General features: G+C 69.9%; 16 protein-coding genes. 4 read left to right on the top strand and 12 right to left on the bottom strand.

Annotated elements, in window-relative coordinates; translation table 11 throughout:
• Positions 1-2: 2 nt before the first annotated feature.
• Positions 3-1,262 carry an MFS transporter gene (locus ACIGXO_RS28305; RefSeq protein ID WP_399792398.1) on the bottom strand — a complete coding sequence of 420 codons (1,260 nt, stop codon included), beginning with the start codon at positions 1,260-1,262 and terminating at the stop codon, positions 3-5.
• A gap of 87 nt (positions 1,263-1,349) precedes the next feature.
• Here ACIGXO_RS28305 and ACIGXO_RS28310 point away from each other — a divergent pair, with 87 nt between their 5' ends.
• Positions 1,350-2,489: a LacI family DNA-binding transcriptional regulator gene (locus ACIGXO_RS28310; protein WP_399792400.1), complete on the top strand. Its 1,140-nt coding sequence runs from the start codon at positions 1,350-1,352 to the stop codon at positions 2,487-2,489.
• Between the two features lie 99 nt (positions 2,490-2,588).
• Here the strand turns inward: ACIGXO_RS28310 and prcA are convergent, their stop codons facing one another.
• The 6 genes from prcA to arc form a co-directional block, all read right to left on the bottom strand.
• On the bottom strand, positions 2,589-3,401 hold the full coding sequence (gene prcA / locus ACIGXO_RS28315; protein ID WP_399792402.1) for a proteasome subunit alpha: 813 nt from the start codon (positions 3,399-3,401) through the stop codon (positions 2,589-2,591).
• Positions 3,402-3,489: 88 nt separating this feature from the next.
• Complete coding sequence (prcB, locus tag ACIGXO_RS28320) at positions 3,490-4,335, bottom strand: proteasome subunit beta (protein ID WP_399792404.1); 846 nt, start codon at positions 4,333-4,335, stop codon at positions 3,490-3,492.
• Positions 4,287-4,559 (bottom strand): endonuclease domain-containing protein, encoded by a 273-nt coding sequence (locus tag ACIGXO_RS28325; RefSeq protein WP_399792407.1) that lies wholly within the window; start codon positions 4,557-4,559, stop codon positions 4,287-4,289. The genes prcB and ACIGXO_RS28325 overlap by 49 nt, the downstream gene beginning before the upstream one ends.
• Before the next feature lie 38 nt (positions 4,560-4,597).
• Positions 4,598-4,816: a ubiquitin-like protein Pup gene (locus ACIGXO_RS28330; protein ID WP_030252037.1), complete on the bottom strand. Its 219-nt coding sequence runs from the start codon at positions 4,814-4,816 to the stop codon at positions 4,598-4,600.
• Positions 4,817-5,030: 214 nt separating this feature from the next.
• Entirely contained in the window at positions 5,031-6,542 is a 1,512-nt protein-coding gene (gene dop, locus ACIGXO_RS28335; RefSeq protein WP_399792409.1) for a depupylase/deamidase Dop, read from the bottom strand.
• Positions 6,543-6,815: 273 nt separating this feature from the next.
• On the bottom strand, positions 6,816-8,582 hold the full coding sequence (arc, locus tag ACIGXO_RS28340) for a proteasome ATPase (protein ID WP_399792411.1): 1,767 nt from the start codon (positions 8,580-8,582) through the stop codon (positions 6,816-6,818).
• 252 nt (positions 8,583-8,834) lie between these two features.
• On the opposite strand from arc, the gene ACIGXO_RS28345 reads away from it, so the two are divergent.
• Positions 8,835-9,128 (top strand): ferredoxin, encoded by a 294-nt coding sequence (locus tag ACIGXO_RS28345; protein WP_030252045.1) that lies wholly within the window; start codon positions 8,835-8,837, stop codon positions 9,126-9,128.
• A 200-nt stretch (positions 9,129-9,328) separates the two neighbouring features.
• On the opposite strand, the gene ACIGXO_RS28350 is transcribed toward ACIGXO_RS28345, so the two are convergent.
• The 3 genes from ACIGXO_RS28350 to ACIGXO_RS28360 form a co-directional block, all read right to left on the bottom strand.
• On the bottom strand, positions 9,329-9,946 hold the full coding sequence (locus tag ACIGXO_RS28350) for a hypothetical protein (protein WP_399792413.1): 618 nt from the start codon (positions 9,944-9,946) through the stop codon (positions 9,329-9,331).
• 263 nt (positions 9,947-10,209) lie between these two features.
• Positions 10,210-11,199 (bottom strand): tRNA (adenine-N1)-methyltransferase, encoded by a 990-nt coding sequence (locus ACIGXO_RS28355; RefSeq protein WP_399792415.1) that lies wholly within the window; start codon positions 11,197-11,199, stop codon positions 10,210-10,212.
• A gap of 78 nt (positions 11,200-11,277) precedes the next feature.
• Entirely contained in the window at positions 11,278-12,732 is a 1,455-nt protein-coding gene (locus ACIGXO_RS28360) for a site-2 protease family protein (RefSeq protein WP_399792417.1), read from the bottom strand.
• Positions 12,733-12,868: 136 nt separating this feature from the next.
• Between ACIGXO_RS28360 and ACIGXO_RS28365 the strand changes: the two genes are divergently transcribed.
• Together ACIGXO_RS28365 and ACIGXO_RS28370 are read left to right on the top strand one after the other, a co-directional pair.
• Positions 12,869-13,822 carry a RecB family exonuclease gene (locus tag ACIGXO_RS28365; protein ID WP_399792419.1) on the top strand — a complete coding sequence of 318 codons (954 nt, stop codon included), beginning with the start codon at positions 12,869-12,871 and terminating at the stop codon, positions 13,820-13,822.
• Positions 13,819-14,490, top strand: a complete 672-nt coding sequence (locus ACIGXO_RS28370) for a response regulator transcription factor (RefSeq protein WP_030252059.1) — start codon at positions 13,819-13,821, stop codon at positions 14,488-14,490. The genes ACIGXO_RS28365 and ACIGXO_RS28370 overlap by 4 nt, the downstream gene beginning before the upstream one ends.
• 77 nt (positions 14,491-14,567) lie before the next feature.
• Here ACIGXO_RS28370 and ACIGXO_RS28375 read toward each other — a convergent pair whose 3' ends face one another.
• On the bottom strand, positions 14,568-16,154 hold the full coding sequence (locus tag ACIGXO_RS28375) for an ABC transporter substrate-binding protein (RefSeq protein ID WP_399792421.1): 1,587 nt from the start codon (positions 16,152-16,154) through the stop codon (positions 14,568-14,570).
• Between the two features lie 131 nt (positions 16,155-16,285).
• Positions 16,286-17,893 carry an ABC transporter substrate-binding protein gene (locus tag ACIGXO_RS28380; RefSeq protein ID WP_399792423.1) on the bottom strand — a complete coding sequence of 536 codons (1,608 nt, stop codon included), beginning with the start codon at positions 17,891-17,893 and terminating at the stop codon, positions 16,286-16,288.
• Positions 17,894-18,275: the final 382 nt, after the last annotated feature.

An 18,275-nucleotide genomic window follows, 5' to 3' on the forward strand; every position in this document is an offset into this window, starting at 1 on the left:
CATTACGCCTGACGGCCTGCTCTGAAACCGGGTTCGACGGTACCGTTTCGATCATTTTCCGCCTGGACGGCACTCACCGTACGCATCCCGGACGGCAGCAGAAAACGCCGCGCCGCCACCATCACCGCCAGCGCGGCGAGACCACCGCCGCCCGCGACCGCGAAACCCGCCGCCGCGCCGCCCAGCTCCACCGCCGGGCCCACCACTGACGTACCCACGGCGGCCCCCACCCCGAACGTCGTGACCAGCCACGAAAACGCCTCCGTCACCGTCCCGCGCGGCGCGTGCCGGTCCACCACGATGAACGCGCACGCCAGCGCGGGCGCCAGGAACACCCCGGCGAGCCCCGTCAGCGCCGTCATCCCCGCCACCCCCGGGACCAGCGCCAACGGCAGGTACCCGAGCGCCAGCAGCCCGATCAGCACCCGCAGCCGGGGCTCCGGCGCCCCCGGCCACTCCCGCGCCCCGTACACCACACCGCCGATCAGCGCCCCCACGCCCAGCGCCGACAGCAGATAGCTGGAAACCATCTGCCCGCCGTGCGTATCGGCGTACGCCACCGCCGCCACCGCTATCGACCCCAGCGCGAGCCCCACGAAGAAGAACGACCCGATCAGCACGAGCATCCCGCTGGAGCGCAGCGCCCCGAGCCAGTGCGCCTCGCGCGGCGCGCTGCGCCACTGCCGGGACGGCGGCGAGACCACCACCGACAGCGCGCCCAGCACCCCGAGCACGTTGATGACCAGCAGCGCCACCCGCTCGGACCACACCGCGACGCTCAGCGTCACCAGCAGCGGGCCGACCGCGAACATCACTTCCTGCGCCACCGCGTCCAGCGCGTACGCGGCGTGGACCCGCTCCGGGCGCTTCAGCACCCCGGGCCACAGCGCCCGCAGCCCGCCCTCCAGGGGCGGCGTGAAGAACCCGGCGACCACCATGGCCGCGTACGCCGGCCACAGCGGGTCGATGCCGACGGCGGCCAGCAGAACCATGCCCAGCGCCGACAGGACGGCCGAGGGCAGCATGACGCGGGGCTGACCCCACAGGTCCACCGCGCGGCCCAGCAGCGGCTGTCCTACGGCGTTGCAGAGGCCGTACACGGCCGAGAGCGCACCCGCCAGGGCGTAGCTGCCGCCCTCGGCCCGGGTGAAGAGCACCACCGCCAGCGCCGCCGTTGCGTTCGGCAGCCGCCCGACCAGGGTGCCGGTCAGCAGCCGCGCCGCGTGGCGCGTCCTGAGCAGCTCCGCGTATCCCGCGGCCATACCCGCCCCTCTCCGCCGGCCGTCCGGGCCGGGAGCCGTCCAGTGGACGTTTCAGTGTTACGTATAACGTGACCCGTCATACGTACCATGGCCGCTGACCGCGGGTCCACCGCGGCACCGCACTCGCAGCACCGCACCACCACGTCGCACGAAGGGCAGCCCACACCAGTGACCGAGCAGGGGGAGGCGCGCCCGCCCGGCGCGCGAGCGGGAACGGACACCGCGCGCGTCACCAGCAAGGACGTGGCACGCGCCGCCGGAGTCTCGCAGGCGGCCGTCTCGCTCGTACTCGGCGACAAATGGCGCGGCCGCGTCTCCCTGGCCAAGGCCGACGCCGTGCGCGCCGCGGCCCGCGAGCTCGGCTACCGCCCCAACCTCGCGGCGCGCAGCCTCCGCCTCGGGCGCACCCGCACCGCCCTCCTCGTCGTGCCGGCGCTCACCACCGAATTCTTCGCCCGCGTCTACACCGGCGCCGCCCGCGTCGCCGCCGACAGCGGCTTCGGCCTCGTCCTGTACCCCTCCCCCGAAGGCATCGGCCCGGCCCGCGACCCCTTCGACTCGGCGCGCGCCACTCTCGACGGCGTCATCGCCTCCTCCATGGCCACCGACGCGCTCACCGCCCTCTACGGCGAGGGCCTGCCCCTGGTCATGCTCGACAACGACCCCGAGGACACCCCGGCCGCCGCCACCGTCAACCTCGACATCGCCGACGGCGCCCGGCAGACCGCCCGCCACCTGCTCGGCCTCGGCCACCGCCGGCTCACCCACCTCGCCGCCGCCGTCGACTCCTGGACCTTCCACCTGCGCGCGAAGGCCCTCGCCGAAGCCGTACGGGCCGTACCGGACGCGGCGCTGCGCACCGAAACCGCGGCGCTCGACGTGGACGCCGGGCTGCACGCCGCGCACGCGGCCCTGACCGCTCCGGGCCCCCGCCCCACCGCCCTGGTCTGCGACGACGACATCCTCGCCGCCGGCGCCTGCAAGGCCGCCCGCCGGCTCGGCCTGCGCGTCCCCGAGGACGTCTCCGTCACCGGCTTCGACGACCTCGCGCTGGCCACCGCCGTCGAACCGGAGCTGACCACCGTACGGCTGCCGGCCGAGGAGTTCGGCGCGGCCGGCATGCGCGCCCTGATCGACGTCCTGGCCGGCCGGCCGCCCGTCGCGCCCACCACGCTCCCGGTCGAACTGATCACCCGCGGCTCGACGGCCGCCCCGCCGCGCCCCTGACACAGCCCCTGAAACGCCGCGCGCCCCGGTGGGACTGACCCACCGGGGCGGCGCGAGACGTACGGACAGAAGCGGGCACGCTCCCGCGACGGGACCGGCCTACTCCTCCGAGCCCTCCGAGCGCTCGGAGCCGGTGTCCCCGCCGGACGTGCCGGACGTGCCGGCCTCCGGCTCCTCGGCGGAACCGGCCTCGGTGGCCGACGCCGACGAGCCCTCCGACGCGAGCAGCCGGGACAGCTGACTGCTCAGCACCCGCTTGAACTTCCGCTGCTGCGGCCGCTTGCGGTCCAGGACCGCGACCTCCAGCTGCTCCGGGGTCAGCGTGCGCTCCCCGCCGTTGTTGTCCCGCGACAGCGACTCCACGGCGAGCTTCAGCGCCTCGCCCAGCGACATGCCGTCCCGGTGGTGCTGATCGAGGTACGTGCTGATCTGATCGGCATTGCCACCGACCGCGACCGAGCCGTGCTCGTCCACGATCGAACCGTCATGCGGCAGCCGATAGATCTGATCGTCCTCGGCGGTGTTGCCCACCTCGGCGACCAGCAGCTCCACCTCGTACGGCTTCTCGGCCGCGCTGGAGAAGATCGCACCGAGCGTCTGGGCGTAGGTGTTCGCCAGCCCCCGCGCGGTCACGTCCTCACGGTCGTAGGTGTACCCCCGCAGATCGGCGTAGCGCACTCCGCCGATCCGGAGGTTCTCGAACTCGTTGTATTTACCGACCGCCGCGAAGGCGATCCGGTCATAAATCTCACTGACCTTGTGCAGTGCACGGGAAGGATTCTCGGCGACGAAAACGACGCCGTCGGCATACTGCAGAGCGACAACACTGCGTCCGCGCGCGATGCCCTTGCGGGCGTACTCGGCGCGGTCCGCCATGGCCTGCTGGGGTGAGACATAGAACGGCGTCGACACCGGCTATCCGTCCCTTTCTGTCAATGGCTCTCTCACTGGCGAAAGCACCTCCGGATCATCCGTCATCCGCAAGTCCGCTGCCGCCCCGTCAGAGCAGCGCAGCCCGCGGGCCGTCCGGCTGCTCCAGGCGCCGCTCGTGCACCGCACGGGCGATCTCGGAGACCTCGTCGTCGGTGAGCCTCTTGAAGCCCTCGTCGGTGATCACCGTGACGATCGGGTAGATCCGCCGGCCCAGGTCCGGACCGCCGGTCGCCGAATCGTCGTCCGCGGCGTCGTACAGCGCCTGCACGACCGCCGTCGCCGCGTCGTTCTCGGAGAAGTCCTCCCGGAAGAGCTTCTTCAGGGCACTGCGCGCGAAGACCGAGCCGGAGCCCGTCGCGGCGTAATTCTGCTCCTCGGAGCGCCCGCCGGTCACGTCGTACGAGAAGATGCGGCCCTTCTCGCGGTCGATGTCGTACCCCGCGAACAGCGGCACCACGGCCAAGCCCTGCATGGCCATGCCGAGATTGCTGCGGATCATCGTCGAGAGGCGGTTCGCCTTGCCCTCCAGGGACAGCTGCGCGCCCTCGACCTTCTCGAAGTGCTCCAGCTCCAGCTGGAAGAGCTTCACCATTTCCACGGCGAGCCCCGCCGTGCCGGCAATCCCGACCGCGCTGTATTCGTCCGCCGGGAAGACCTTCTCGATGTCCCGCTGCGCGATGACATTGCCCATCGTCGCCCGGCGGTCACCGGCGAGCACGACACCACCCGGGAAGGTGGCCGCCACGATCGTCGTGCCGTGCGGCGCCTCGATCGCCCCCTGCACGGGCGGCAGCGGCCGATTGCCCGGCAGCAGCTCCGGCGAGTGCTCGCTGAGAAAGTCCATGAACGAGGAGGACCCAGGCGTCAGGAAGGCAGCTGGTAGACGCCCGGTGCTTCGAGTATTGGCTTCCACACGTTTCCTTCCAGATATGCGATGTCCCGACGGAGTACGCCGGGACCATCCTTCAACTTGCCGAATGCCGAGTTGCAGTTGAAGCCCGGTACGCCCGGGACTTTACCCGGCTCGTGATCACGATCCACCTGCACGGCCCGGCCACGGGCGCGGGCACCGTGCGGCGAGCGGGGGCCGCCCGCGGCTTGTCTTCGCGACGCCGCGAGCAGCCCTCCGACTCGCACTGCAAACCCGCCCCTTCACCTTCGTTACGAAGGTGAAATCACTCTCCGCCCTTTTGAACGAAGCTTCGCACGAAGTCCTCGGCATTCTCTTCGAGCACGTCGTCGATTTCGTCCAGGACGGAGTCCACGTCGTCCGACAGCTTTTCCTGGCGTTCCTTGAGGTCCTCGGACGCTTCCGCGTCCTGGGTCTGCTCCTCGACCTCTTCGGTGCTGCGCGAAGCCTTCTGCTGCCCGCCGCCGGTGTCCTTGGTCGCCATATCCCTCACCCCGCTCGGTTCGCCCCGCTCGATGTGACTGTCAAGATCAGACCCTACAAGCTGGGTCCGACATCGGCCTTGCACTTTCCCTCAACGTCCGGGACTCACCTCGATGATTCCCGCCGGGCGGACTTTTCACCGCCCGGCGGGCCCCGGATCGGTCACGATCGGACCGCGATCAGGCCATGAGCGGCCCGTACGCGGTTTTACCGCCTCAGCCGCCACTGAGGACCCGCACCAGGTCCTCCGCCGTGCGACAGCGGTCCAGCAGCTCCTTGACGTGATTGCGGGTGCCGCGCAGCGGCTCCAGCGTGGGGACGCGCTGAAGCGAGTCGCGGCCCGGCAGATCGAAGATCACGGAGTCCCAGGACGCCGCGGCGACGTCGTCCGCGTACTGCTCGAGGCAGCGGCCCCGGAAGTAGGCCCGGGTGTCCTCCGGGGGCTTGATCTCCGCCTTCTCGACGTCCCCCTCGTTCAGGAGGCGCTGCATCTTGCCGCGCTCCGCCAGTCGGTTGTAGAGGCCCTTGTCGGGCCGTACGTCGGCGTACTGGAGGTCGACCAGGTGCAGCCGGGCCGCGTCCCAGTCGAGGCTGTCGCGGCGCCGGTAGCCCTCCATGAGCTCCCGCTTGGCGACCCAGTCCAGCGTGCCGGACAGGCTCATCGGGTCGTTCTCCAGCCGGCCCAGCACGTCCTCCCACCGGGTGAGGACGTCCTTGGTCTGCTCGTCGGCGTCGGCCCCGAAGCGCTCCTCGACGTACTTGCGCGCCAGCTCGTAGTACTCCATCTGGAGCTGCACCGCGGTGAGTGTCCGGCCGCTGCGGAGCGTGATCAGATGCTGCAGGGAGGGGTCGTGCGAGACCTGGTGGAGGGTGCGTACGGGCTGGTCGACGGCGAGGTCGACGTTGATGAAGCCGTCCTCGATCATGGAGAGGACCAGCGCCGTCGTGCCCAGCTTGAGGTACGTGGAGATCTCGGAGAGGTTCGCGTCGCCGATGATCACGTGGAGCCGGCGGTACTTCTCGGCGTCCGCGTGCGGCTCGTCGCGGGTGTTGATGATGGGCCGCTTGAGCGTCGTCTCCAGGCCCACCTCCACCTCGAAGTAGTCGGCGCGCTGGCTGAGCTGGAAGCCGTGCTCGTGGCCGTCCTGGCCGATGCCGACGCGTCCGGCGCCGGTGACGACCTGCCGGGAGACGAAGAACGGCGTCAGGTGGCGCACGATGTCCGAGAAGGGGGTCTCCCGCTTCATCAGGTAGTTCTCGTGCGTGCCGTAGGACGCGCCCTTGTTGTCGGTGTTGTTCTTGTACAGGTGGATCGGCTGGGCGCCGGGGACCTGGGCGGCCTTCTCGGCGGCCTCGGCCATGATGCGCTCGCCGGCCTTGTCCCACAGGACGGCGTCGCGCGGATTGGTGACCTCGGGAGCGCTGTACTCGGGGTGCGCGTGGTCGACGTAGAGCCGCGCGCCGTTGGTGAGGATGACGTTGGCCAGACCGATGTCCTCGTCCGTGAGCTGGCTGGCGTCGGCGTTCTCACGTGCGAGGTCGAAGCCGCGGGCGTCCCGCAGCGGGTTCTCCTCCTCGAAGTCCCAGCGGGCGCGGCGCGCCCGGTGCATCGCCGCCGCGTAGGCGTTGACGACTTGGGACGAGGTGAGCATGGCATTGGCGTTCGGGTGGCCGGGGACGGAGATGCCGTACTCCGTCTCGATGCCCATTACTCGCCGTACGGTCATGCGGCCCTCCTTGCCCGGCGGCGCCCCCGGGTGGGGTCGGCGCTCAAGTACCGCTGCGCTTCCGGTCCATATGCGGTCCCCGCTTCCGCACTGTGTGGTGCGGCGGTACCGAAGAGCCTAGAACGCCGATGCGGCGCTGGGGAGATCATTACAGTCATTGCTCCAGTCCGGTTTTCCCTGTTCCGCCGGGGGATCTCCAGGGTGCGTCCCGGCCCCTGGAAAGCGACCGGCTGCGGACGCCCCGCCTGGGACATCCGCAGCCGGTGAGCGGTGTTACAGGTACTGTCCGGTGTTCGCCACCGTGTCGATGGAGCGACCGGTGTCCGCGCCCTGCTTGCCGGTGACGAGGGTGCGGATGTAGACGATCCGCTCGCCCTTCTTGCCGGAGATCCGGGCCCAGTCGTCCGGGTTGGTCGTGTTGGGCAGGTCCTCGTTCTCCTTGAACTCGTCCACGCATGCCTGGAGCAGGTGGGCGACGCGGAGACCCTTCTGGTTCTGTTCGAGGAATGCCTTGATGGCCATCTTCTTGGCGCGTCCGACGATGTTTTCGATCATGGCGCCGGAGTTGAAGTCCTTGAAGTACAGGACTTCCTTGTCACCGTTGGCGTAGGTGACCTCCAGGAAGCGGTTCTCCTCGGACTCCGCGTACATCTGCTCGACGACCGACTGGATCATGCCGCTGACCGCGGCCTTCTTCGAGCCGCCGTGCTCGGCGAGGTCGTCGGCGTGCAGCGGGAGCCGGTCGGTGAGGTACTTCGAGAAGATGTCCTTGGCCGCCTCGGCGTCCGGACGCTCGATCTTGATCTTGACGTCGAGCCGGCCGGGCCGCAGGATCGCCGGGTCGATCATGTCCTCACGGTTCGAGGCACCGATGACGATCACATTTTCGAGGCCCTCCACACCGTCGATCTCGGAGAGCAGCTGCGGAACGATGGTGTTCTCCACGTCCGAGCTGACACCCGAGCCACGGGTGCGGAAGAGGGAGTCCATCTCGTCGAAGAAGACGATGACGGGCGTGCCCTCGCTGGCCTTCTCCCGCGCCCGCTGGAAGACCAGGCGGATGTGCCGCTCGGTCTCGCCGACGTACTTGTTGAGGAGCTCGGGGCCCTTGATGTTGAGGAAGAAGCTCTTCCCCGCGGGCTTGCCGGTCACCTCGGCGACCTTCTTGGCGAGGGAGTTGGCGACCGCCTTGGCGATGAGCGTCTTGCCGCAGCCGGGCGGGCCGTAGAGCAAGACACCCTTCGGCGGGCGCAGTTCGTGCTCCTTGAACAGATCGGGGTAGAGATACGGGAGCTCGACGGCGTCCCGGATCAGCTCGATCTGGCCGCCCAGACCGCCGATCTTGGTGTAGTCGATGTCCGGTACCTCTTCGAGGACCAGCTCTTCGACCTCGCTCTTGGGAATGACTTCATAGACGTAGCCGGAGCGGGGCTCGAGGAGCAGGGCGTCACCGGGGCGGATGGTGATGTCCAGCAGCGGCTCGGCGAGCCTCACCACCCGTTCCTCGTCGGTGTGCCCGATGACCAGGGCGCGCTCGCCGTCCTCCAGGATTTCCTTGAGGGTGACGATGTCCCCGGCGCTCTCGAACTCCATGGCCTCGACCACGTTGAGCGCTTCGTTGAGCATGACCTCCTGGCCACGCCTGAGCTCTTCGAGCTCGACGCTCGGGCTGACATTGACCCGGAGCTTTCGGCCTCCGGTGAAAATGTCGACCGTGCCGTCCTCGTTCGCCTGCAGGAAGACACCGAAGCCGGCCGGCGGCTGAGCGAGCCGGTCGACCTCCTCCTTGAGCGCGACGATCTGGTCGCGTGCCTCACGGAGAGTGTTGGCGAGTCGCTCGTTCTGAGCCGATACGCCGGCCAGGTTGGTCTGCAGCTCGACGATCCGCTCTTCGAGAATCCTCGTGTGACGCGGAGAGTCGGCGAGCTTGCGTCGCAGGACGGCGATCTCCTGCTCGAGATAGGCAACCTGGCCGGCAGGGTCTTCAGACCCCCGCCCCGGCCGGATGCCGCGGTTGATGTCGTCGTCGTGGGCTGCCACGGTCCTCACCTCCTCCAAGGGGAGCTGGACGCTTCCTGACCCTACCTGGGCCGGTGCAGGTTGAAACCCCTAGATCGAAAAGACTGTCGGGGTGTGTCCGATCTTCACCCTTGCGCACGTCCTCACCCTGGGGTGATACCCACCCGACAACATCGGAAAGCGACCGGTTGTATCGTCGACACGGTCAACACCCGTCAGTGCTGGCACTACTTAGACAACATCGGTTAAACGTACGCAGGAACGGCAGGCGAGATGAGCGCCCAGGAAGAAGCCACCGAGCTCGAGGTCTGGATCGACCAGGACCTCTGCACCGGGGACGGCATCTGCGCGCAGTACGCGCCGGAGGTCTTCGAGCTCGACATCGACGGGCTGGCGTACGTGAAGAGCGCCGACGACGAGCTGCTGCAGGACAAGGGCGCCACCACGCCGGTGCCGTTGCCGCTGCTCAACGACGTGCGGGACTCCGCGAAGGAGTGCCCCGGCGACTGTATTCACGTGCGCCGCGTGTCGGACAAGGCCGAGGTGTACGGGCCGGACGCGGAGTAACCGGAAGCCGGGCCACCGGCCGGCCGGACCGGCCGGCGACGGAGAGCAACGGAGCGCGTCCGGCCGGAAACCGACGGCCGGACGCGCCGTGATGTTTGCGTCACACGGCGATGCCGCTGGCGCGCCGTGATGCGGCGATCAGACAGTGATGCCGCGGTTACGCAGCGGCGCGGCCGGATTCCCCGATTCAGGGCCCCCGGTCAGATTCCCCGGGCGGCGGGCGGCCCGTCCGCCCCGTCCTCCGCGACGGGAAGTTCGCTCCGGACGAACTTGCCGTTCCGCCATTGCCACTTGGCGGCCTTGTGGACGTCGGGGCAGCAGCGCGGCACGTCGGTGCTGGAGTATCCCGAGAGCGTGGCGCTCAGCGCGCTGCCGGTCAGCGCGAGGTCCTGCACGCTCAGCTTGTCGGCGGGGTCCACGAGGGTGGCCACGACGCGCGGCGCGGCGCCTTTCACGGAGGGCGCGGCGAGCACGTACACACCGCTGGGCGGGGTGCCCATCTCGGCGTGGCAGCGGACCACGGCGACGGTCTCCGGGGCGCCGTCGCCGTCCAGGTCGCCGGAGAGCTTGTCGGCCACATCGACCTTGTTCGGTCCGCAGTCGAGCGGGTAATGCGCGGCGCCGGCGTCCGGCGCGGTGGCCGCGGGGGCGGGACGGCCGGCGGCCGAGGTCGCGGCGGAGGCGGTGGAGACCGCGGCGCCGGCGGGCTGGACGAAGGAGGCCAGGGCCACGACACCCGCGACGGCGGTCGCGGTGGCGAGCCACTGCATGGGGGTCGTGCTGGTGTGCGGAAGGTCCGGGCCTGCCAAGGACTGCACGCGGAATAACTCCTGGGAAGAGCTGTGGCGGTGGGGGTTGCCCGGCATCGTTCCACACGACACCCCGCCACGGAACCAACAAGTCCGGACCAAGAAGAAAACTTGAGGAACTCGGTCCTTGCCTTGGCAACGCGGGGCTCACGCCGGTGGTTCCCACATCTCCGGAAACACGGCCATACCGGGAAATGCGGCGCCGCCGGGGTTCCCGTGGGGGAACTCACCGGCGGCGCCGTGCGGTTCGGTTCGGTACGGCCGCGCGCGCGTCAGCTCTCGGCGGCGTCCTGGCCCGCCTGCTGCTCGCGTTCCTTCTTCTCGCGCAGCTTCTGGGCCGGGGTCTTGTGCACCGGCTGCTCCTCGGCGGGCGCGGACTGGCCACCGGGGCCGGTGTAGTCCTCGCCGTACGCGCCCTTGGCGGGGCGGCGGCGGCGCAGCGGCGGCTCCACGCCGTCCGCGAGGCGGCGGGCGGTGAGCAGGAAGCCGGTGTGGCCGATCATGCGGTGGTCGGGGCGGACGGCCAGGCCCTCGACGTGCCAGGTGCGGACCATGGTCTCCCAGGCCGACGGCTCGTTGAAGGTGCCGTGGTCGCGGATGGCCTCGACGGTGCGGGCCAGCTGCGTGGTCGTGGCGACGTACGCGCAGAGGATGCCGCCGGGGACGAGCGCCTTGGATACGGCGTCCAGGCACTCCCAGGGGGCGAGCATGTCCAGGATGACGCGGTCGACGTCGGTGTCGGAGAGGTTGTCCTGGAGGTCACCGACGGTGAGCGTCCAGGCGGGGTGCGGGCCCCCGAAGTACCGCTCGACGTTCTGCGTGGCGATCTCGGCGAAGTCGGCGCGCCGCTCGTAGCTGTGCAGCATGCCCTGGTCGCCGATGGCGCGCAGCAGGAAGCTGCTGAGCGACCCGGACCCCACTCCCGCCTCGACGACGCGGGCGCCGGGGAAGATGTCGGCCATCGCCAGGATCTGCCCCGCGTCCTTGGGGTAGACCACGGCGGCACCGCGGGGCATGGACAGGACGTAGTCGGGGAGCAGGGGGCGCAGCGCGAGGTAGGCGACGTTCCCGGTGGTACGGACAACACTGCCCTCGGGAGCGCCGATCAGCTCGTCGTGGGGGAAGGCACCCTTGTGGGTGTGGAAGCTCTTCCCCGCTTCGAGCGTGAACGTGTAGTGGCGACCCTTGGGATCGGTGAGCTGGACCTGGTCCCCGACCTTGAAGGGCCCGCGTCGGCGGGCGGCACCGGTCGGTTCGGACATGTGACCAGCCTACCGGGCGTGAGGAGCGCTCCGTACCAGGGCGGGGCGGGGGACGGGAGCCGTACGGCTCCGGGGGCGTCAGGACGGGCGGGCCATGGCTGCTACGAATGCTTTCTCGACGTCGGCGGTGGAGAGGACGCCGTAGATCTCGCCGGTGTCCTCGACGACGAGGTACTCCGTGGCCGGGGTGGCGCGGAGGTGGTCGAGGAGGTCCTCGCCCGCGAGCTCGGCGGGGACCCGCATGCCCTCCTTGAGGTCCTGGGCGAGGCCGCTGACCGCGACCCAGGGGCGGCGGTGTTCCGGGACGCCGACGATGGCGGCCTCGCGGACGACGGCGGTGGGCGTGCCGTGGCCGTCGACGACGACCAGGGCGCGGGCGCCCGCGTCGTTGGCCCGGCGCAGCGCCTCGGAGAGCGGCGTGTGCGACTCCACGGGGACGGCGCGCCGGGTGAGCGTCCGGGCGCGGAGGTCCGGGAGGTGCTCGCGGAGCCGGGCCATGCGCAGGCTGTTGCCGGCGCCGGTCCAGATGATCGCGGCGAGGATCGCGGCGAGCAGGGCGTCGGTGAGGGAGTCGACGTCGCCGATGTCGGGGCGCTCGTTGCCCAGCGCTCCGGTGTGGGTGAGCAGCGGGAGCCCGATGAGGACGGCGACGGCGAGCGCGCGGCCGACCCAGGCGGCGGCGATCGTGCCGGTCATCGGCTTGCCGCTGATGGCCCAGACGACGGCGCGGAGCATCCGGCCGCCGTCGAGCGGGAGCCCGGGCAGCAGGTTGAAGACCGCGACGATGAGGTTGGAGATCATCAGGCCGGCGATCAGGACGCCGGGGACGGTGCCGGGCTCGACGAGGTACATCGCGCCGTAGAAGACACCGGCGAGCACGAGGGAGAGCAGCGGGCCGACGAAGGCGAGGACGAATTCGCGGCCGGGGGTCTCGGACTCCTTCTCGATCTCCGAGACGCCGCCGAAGAACTGGAGCTGGATACGGCGCACGGGAAGCTTGAAGCGGAGCGCGGCGACGGTGTGCGCCAGCTCGTGCACCAGGACGGAGGCGTAGAAGGCGACGGCGAAGAAGAGGGAGACGAGGTACCGGGCGCCGCCGAGCTCGGGCAGTACGCGCTCCAGCTGGCCGCCGAATACCCAGGTGATGAGGGCGGCGACGAGGAACCAGCTGGGGGCGACGTACACGGGCACGCCGAAGGGCCGGCCCATGAGGATGCCGCCGCCGATGCCGCGGCGTCCGTTGGCGGCGCCGTCGACGGAGCCGGGCGTGGCGCCACGCCGCGGCTTCCCGGACGCGTTCCCGGCAGCGGTCCCGGACGCGGTCTCCGCAGCCGTACCCGTACCGGTATCCGTACCGGGCGTGTCGGCGCCCTCCCGCGGCTCTTCCGGGGCGCGCGGGGTGCCGCTCGGCTCGTCCGGCGTCCGCTCGGGCAGGCCCTTGCCGGCCTCCGGCCCCGCCTCCTCGGCGGTGTCCGGTGCGGTGGCGGACTCCTGGGCGTCCTGCGGGCCCTGCGGCTTCCCGCTCTCGTCCACGGCGTCCCCTCGTCGGTGTACGGCCTTCGCCCCTGACCGGCCTGTCCGGTCCGATACCACGATCATGCAGGGCGAAGCGGTCCGCCGTCGATGGTATGCGGAGGGTTGTCAGTGGCGGGCCGTAGGGTCTAGGGCTATGGACACGAGCACCGAGAAGGCCGTACGGGCCGCGCCTGTCCCGGCGCGCCCGGTGGCGCTGTCGCCCTCCCGCGCGAGCGATTTCCTGCAGTGCCCGCTGCTGTACCGCTTCCGGGTGATCGACAAGCTGCCGGAGAAGCCCAGCGAGGCGGCGACGCGGGGGACGGTGGTGCACGCGGTCCTGGAGCGGCTCTTCGACGCGCCGGCGGCGGAGCGGACGGCGCCGAGCGCGCGGTCCATGGTGCCGGACGAGTGGCGGAAGCTGCTGGAGAAGCGCCCGGAGCTGGCGGAGCTGTTCGCGGACGATCCGGAGGGCGAGCGGCTGTCGCGCTGGCTGGCGGACGCCGAGGCGCTGGTGGAGCGGTGGTTCACGCTGGAGGACCCGACGCGCCTGGAGCCGGCCGACCGCGAGCTGTACGTGGAGACGGAGCTGGAGTCGGGGCTGCGGCTGCGCGGCTTCATCGACCGGGTGGACGTGGCGCCGACGGGCGAGGTGCGGCTGGTCGACTACAAGACGGGCAAGGCGCCCCGCCCGGAGTACAGCGACGGTCCGCTGTTCCAGATGAAGTTCTACGCGCTGGTGCTGTGGCGGCTGAGGGGCGTGCTGCCGCGGCGGCTGCAGTTGGTGTACCTGGGGGGAAGCGGGGGCGTGCTGACGTACGACCCCTCCGAGGCGGATCTGCGGGGCGTGGAGCGCAAGCTGCTGGCGCTGTGGGACGCGATCCAGAAGGCGACGGACTCGGGCGACTGGCGGCCGCGGCCGACGAAGCTGTGCAACTGGTGCGACCACCAGGCGGTGTGCCCCGAGTTCGGCGGCACTCCCCCGCCGTATCCCCTGGCGACGGCCGCGCAGGCCGGTGCGGGCACGCTCCCGGTGATCCCCGCGCCCGCCCCGGGGGACGCCGCGGCAGGGCAGAATGAGGCCGCAGGCCAATCGAAGGAGAGTTCGTGACTATCCGCGTCCTGCTGGTCGACGACCAGCCGCTGCTGCGTACTGGCTTCCGGATGATCCTGGAGGCCGAGCAGGACCTCGCGGTCGTCGGCGAGGCCGGTGACGGCATGCAGGCGCTGGATCAGGTGCGGGCGCTGCAGCCCGACGTGGTGCTGATGGACATTCGTATGCCGCGGATGGACGGGGTGGAGGCGACCCGCCGGATCACGGGCCCGGCGAAGGACGGCCCGGCGAAGGTCCTGGTGCTGACGACGTTCGATCTGGACGAGTACGTCGTGGAGGCGCTGCGGGCCGGCGCCAGCGGCTTCCTGCTCAAGGACGCCCCGGCGAACGAGCTGGTGCAGGCGATCCGGGTGGTGGCGGCGGGCGAGGCGATGCTCGCGCCGAGCATCACGCGCCGGCTGCTGGACAAGTACGCGACGCATCTGCCGTCGGGCGAGGAGCCCGTGCCGGACGCGCTCGGCACGCTCACCGAGCGCGAGGTGGAGGTGCTGAAGCTGGTCGCGCGCGGCCTGTCGAACGCGGAGATCGCGGCGGACCTGTTCGTGAGCGAGACGACGGTGAAGACGCACGTGGGCCATGTGCTGACGAAGCTGGGCCTGCGGGACCGGGTGCAGGCCGCGGTGTACGCGTACGAGAGCGGGCTGGTGCGCCCCGGCGCGCAGTAGCCGCGAAGCCCAGTAGGCCAGTACGTACGAAGGCCCGGCGCGAGGTCCGCGCCGGGCCTTCCTGCACAACTGCGGGCTTACTCCTCCGCGCTCTTGCTGATCTCCCAGAAGCGGAAGACCGTCGAGGAGTCCAGCGTCCACTCCAGGCCGGAGACGGTGTCCCGGGCGACGGCGTACTGCTTGCCCTGCCACAGCGGGAGGAGCGGCAGTTCGTCGGCGACGATCTGCTGCACCTCGCGGTAGTCCTTCTTGGTGGCGCCGCGGTCGGGCTCGGCGGCGGTCCTGGGCAGCAGGCTGCCGGTGATCCGCGACGAGTCGAAGTGGTTGTTCAGGACGTTGCCCTTGCCGAAGAAGGGCTGGGTGAAGTTGTCGGGGTCCGGGTAGTCCGGGATCCAGCCCTTGACGTACACGCCGTACTTGCCGGCGGCGACGCCCTTCTCGTAGTCCTCGAACGGCACGCTCTTGACCTTGGCGTCGAAGAGGCCGCTGGCGTTGAGCTGCTGGGCGAGCTCCTGCATCGCGGCGTCGGTGTCGGGGCCGTAGCGGGTCGGGGTGGACCAGAGCGTGACCTTGGCCTTGCCCTGGACGCCGGCGGAGCGCAGCGCCTCCTCGGCCTTGCCGGGCTGCGGGCGGGAGCCGTAGCTGTCGAAGAAGGCCGTGGTGTGGCCGGTGATGCCGGCCGGGACGATGGAGAAGAGCGGCTCGACGGTGCGCTGGTAGACGTCGCGGACCAGGGAGGCGCGGTCGATGGTGTACGCCATGGCCTTGCGGACGCCGAGCTTGCCGACGACCGGGTCCTTCATGTTGAAGACCAGGTGCATGACCTCGGCGCTGTCGCCCTCGACGACCTGGGTGCGGCCGCTGTCGACGGCATGGTCCAGATCGGCGATGTCCTTGTTGGCGAGGCCGCGGTAGGCCACGTCGACCTTCCCGCCCTGGACGGCGTGCTTCAGCTCCGTCTGGGAGTCGAAGAACTTCATGGTCATGCCGGAGTTCTTGACCTTGGCGGGGCCCTTGTAGGACCCGTTGACGGAGAAGACGGCCTGCTTGTCGTCGTACTTGTCGAGCTTGTAGACGCCGGAGCCGACGGCCTCGCCGTCGGTGCGGAGCTTGTCGGCCGGGTACTCCTTGCGGTCGACGATGGAGCCGGCGCCGGAGGCGATCTTCATGGGGAAGGTCGCGTCGGGCGTCTTGAGGTGGAAGACGACGGTCTTGTCGTCGGGCGTATCGATCCTGTCGAGCCCGGCGAGCATGACGGCGGGGCCGTTCTTGTCGTTGATCCGCAGGGTGCGGTCGAACGAGTACTTCACGTCCTTGGACGTAAGGGCGTCGCCGTTGCTGAACTTCAGGCCGTCCTGGAGCTTGCAGCGGTAGACCTTGCTGCTGGTGTCGGTGAAGGTGCAGCTCTTGGCGGCTTCCGGCTGGGGCGTGGTGCCGCCCTTGGGGAAGCTGATCAAGGACTGGAAGACGTTGTTGAACAGCAGCCAGGAGCCGGGGTCGTAGCCGGCCGCCGGGTCGATCGACTGGATCTTGTCCGTCATGCCCATGACCACGGGTTCACCGACCCCGGCACCCTCGTCGTCGCCCGAGCCGCAGCCTGCCAGCAGGGCTGCGGCCAGCCCCGCACACAAGGGGGCGGCGAGCAGCTGGTCACGTTTCCTCACGTGCGCGTTCCTCACAGTTGGTGTCGCGGTTGCCTGCCGACGAGGCCGTCGGCCGATGAGCGGGGGACCCGCTCTGCGGGCCGGCCGGCCGGTGCCCGCGGTGCGGGTGCCGGCCGGCCGTTGCTCCGGCGTCAGTCGGCGACGCCGCGGCCCAGTTCCCAGATCTGCAGCGCGGAGGAGGAATTGAGCGCCCACTCCACGCCGGTGATGTCATCACGTGCGGCGACGTACTGCTTGCCCTGCCACAGGGGCAGGACCGGAACGTCGTCGGCCACCATATTCTGCGCCTGCTTGAAGCTGCCGGCGGCGGCGTTGCGGTCGGTCTGCTGACGCGTGGCCGGAATCAGCTGGTCCTCGATCCGGTGGTTCCGGTACGGGGAACCGAGGAAGTTGCCCTTCCCTATGAACGGCGCGAGGTAGTTGTCGGCGTCCGGGATGTCGGCGTACCAGCCCATGCCCCAGACCGGGTACTTGCCCTTGGCGGAGTCCTCGCGGAAGGTCTGCCAGTTGTCGACGCCCTTGAGCCGCACGTCGAAGACACCGTCCTTGTTCAGCTGCTTCCGGAGCTCCTTGAACTCGTCCTCGGTGATCGAGCCGTAGTGGTGCTCGGTGTACGCGAGGGTGAGCTTCACGGGCGTGCTGATGCCCGCCTGCTGCAGAATGCGCTTCGCCTCGGCCGGGTCCGGGTTGCCGTACTTGCTGAAGAAGGAGTTGACGTGGCCGGTGAGGCCGGTCGGCACCAGGGAGTACAGCGGGTCGCCGGTGTGCGCATACACGTCGCGGACCAGCGCCGGGCGGTCCACCATCTGCGCGATGGCCTGGCGCACCGCCTTGTTGCGGACGGCCGGCGCGTCGGTGTTGAAGGCGAGGTAGCGGATCTCCTGGCCGGGCATCTCCTGGAGGACGACGTGGGAGCCCGTGGCGTCCTGCAGGCCCTGGACCTGATGCGGCGACAGGCTGCGGTTCATCAGGTCGATGTCGCCCTTGCGCAGCGCCTGCTCCATGGCATCGGAGTCCCCGAAGAACCGCATCTCGACCTTGTCGTTCCGCGGGTCGATGCCGCCCTTGTAGCCGGGGTTGCGGGTGAAGACGGCCTTGGTGACGCGGTTGCCGCTGTGCTCGGCCTCGAGCTGGTACGGGCCGGAGCCGACCAGGTCGAAGCCCTTGTAGAGGGCGTTGCGGGGGTAGACCTTGTGGTCGACGATCGCGGCGGCGGGGGTGGCGAGCTTCTGCGGGAAGGTGGCGTCGGGCTTCTTGAGGTGGAAGACCACCTCGTTCTTCCCGACCGTCTCGACGGTGTCGACGTTGTCCAGCAGCGACACCGGGCCGTTGGCGTAGTTGATCCGCAGCATCCGCTCGACGGAGAACTTCACGTCGGTGGCGGTGAGGGAGTCGCCGTTGCTGAACTGCAGGCCGTCCCGCAGGGTGCAGCGGTACTGCTCGTTCTGGGTGTCGCGGAAGCCGCAGGAGCGGGCCGCCTCGGGGACCGGTGCGTTACCGGTACGGGGCAGCCGCATCAGGGTCTGGAAGGTGCCGCGCAGCACGTTCCAGGCGCCGACGTCGTAGGTCTGCACGGGGTCGAAGGGGGCCGGGGCCGCCTTGGACGCCTCGATGGTGTCGGTGGTCCCCACGACGATCGCCTTACCGTCCCCACCCACGCTGTCGCCGCCTCCGCAGGCGGCCAGTGCGGGGACGAGCAGACCGGCCAGGACCGGCAGCACCAAGGTCGTGCGATTCATCGTCGGCAGGTTCCTTATCAGCGCAGAGGTGTTGCTCGCGTCGACATTAGTAGGAACGGTCTGCGGGTCCGTGACACAGCAGAGTTGAGCGCATATCACGCCCAGATAACACTCGCTGGGTGACCGATATCCGGACACTGGAACGATTAGTACGCCGACTGACCAATGCGGACACTTACCCCCGCCCAACCCACCTCACCACCCCCATAGAACACCCTCCACCCCGCTTGTCGATGGCCGGACGCGTGATAAACGTCACGGATTGCAATGCAACCGGTGACATGAGAATTCAGCACCGCTATTCGTCACGGAAAATGAGCGGACCACTCCTCAGCGTCCCTTCCGACCCCCTTCGGCCTTTCTCACCACAACGCTCAGTGCA

Source organism: Streptomyces sp. NPDC053542 (genome assembly GCF_044544685.1).
GTDB lineage: Bacteria > Actinomycetota > Actinomycetes > Streptomycetales > Streptomycetaceae > Streptomyces.

Excerpts from the sequence above, each read along its gene's own strand:
- ACIGXO_RS28305 (WP_399792398.1), bottom strand. The coding sequence starts at position 1,262 with ATGGCCGCGGGATACGCGGAGCTGCTCAGGACGCGCCACGCGGCGCGG.
- ACIGXO_RS28310 (WP_399792400.1), top strand. The coding sequence starts at position 1,350 with ATGGCCGCTGACCGCGGGTCCACCGCGGCACCGCACTCGCAGCACCGC.
- ACIGXO_RS28330 (WP_030252037.1), bottom strand. The coding sequence starts at position 4,816 with ATGGCGACCAAGGACACCGGCGGCGGGCAGCAGAAGGCTTCGCGCAGC.
- dop (WP_399792409.1), bottom strand. The coding sequence starts at position 6,542 with ATGACCGTACGGCGAGTAATGGGCATCGAGACGGAGTACGGCATCTCC.
- ACIGXO_RS28345 (WP_030252045.1), top strand. The coding sequence starts at position 8,835 with ATGAGCGCCCAGGAAGAAGCCACCGAGCTCGAGGTCTGGATCGACCAG.
- ACIGXO_RS28355 (WP_399792415.1), bottom strand. The coding sequence starts at position 11,199 with ATGTCCGAACCGACCGGTGCCGCCCGCCGACGCGGGCCCTTCAAGGTC.
- ACIGXO_RS28365 (WP_399792419.1), top strand. The coding sequence starts at position 12,869 with ATGGACACGAGCACCGAGAAGGCCGTACGGGCCGCGCCTGTCCCGGCG.
- ACIGXO_RS28380 (WP_399792423.1), bottom strand. The coding sequence starts at position 17,893 with ATGAATCGCACGACCTTGGTGCTGCCGGTCCTGGCCGGTCTGCTCGTC.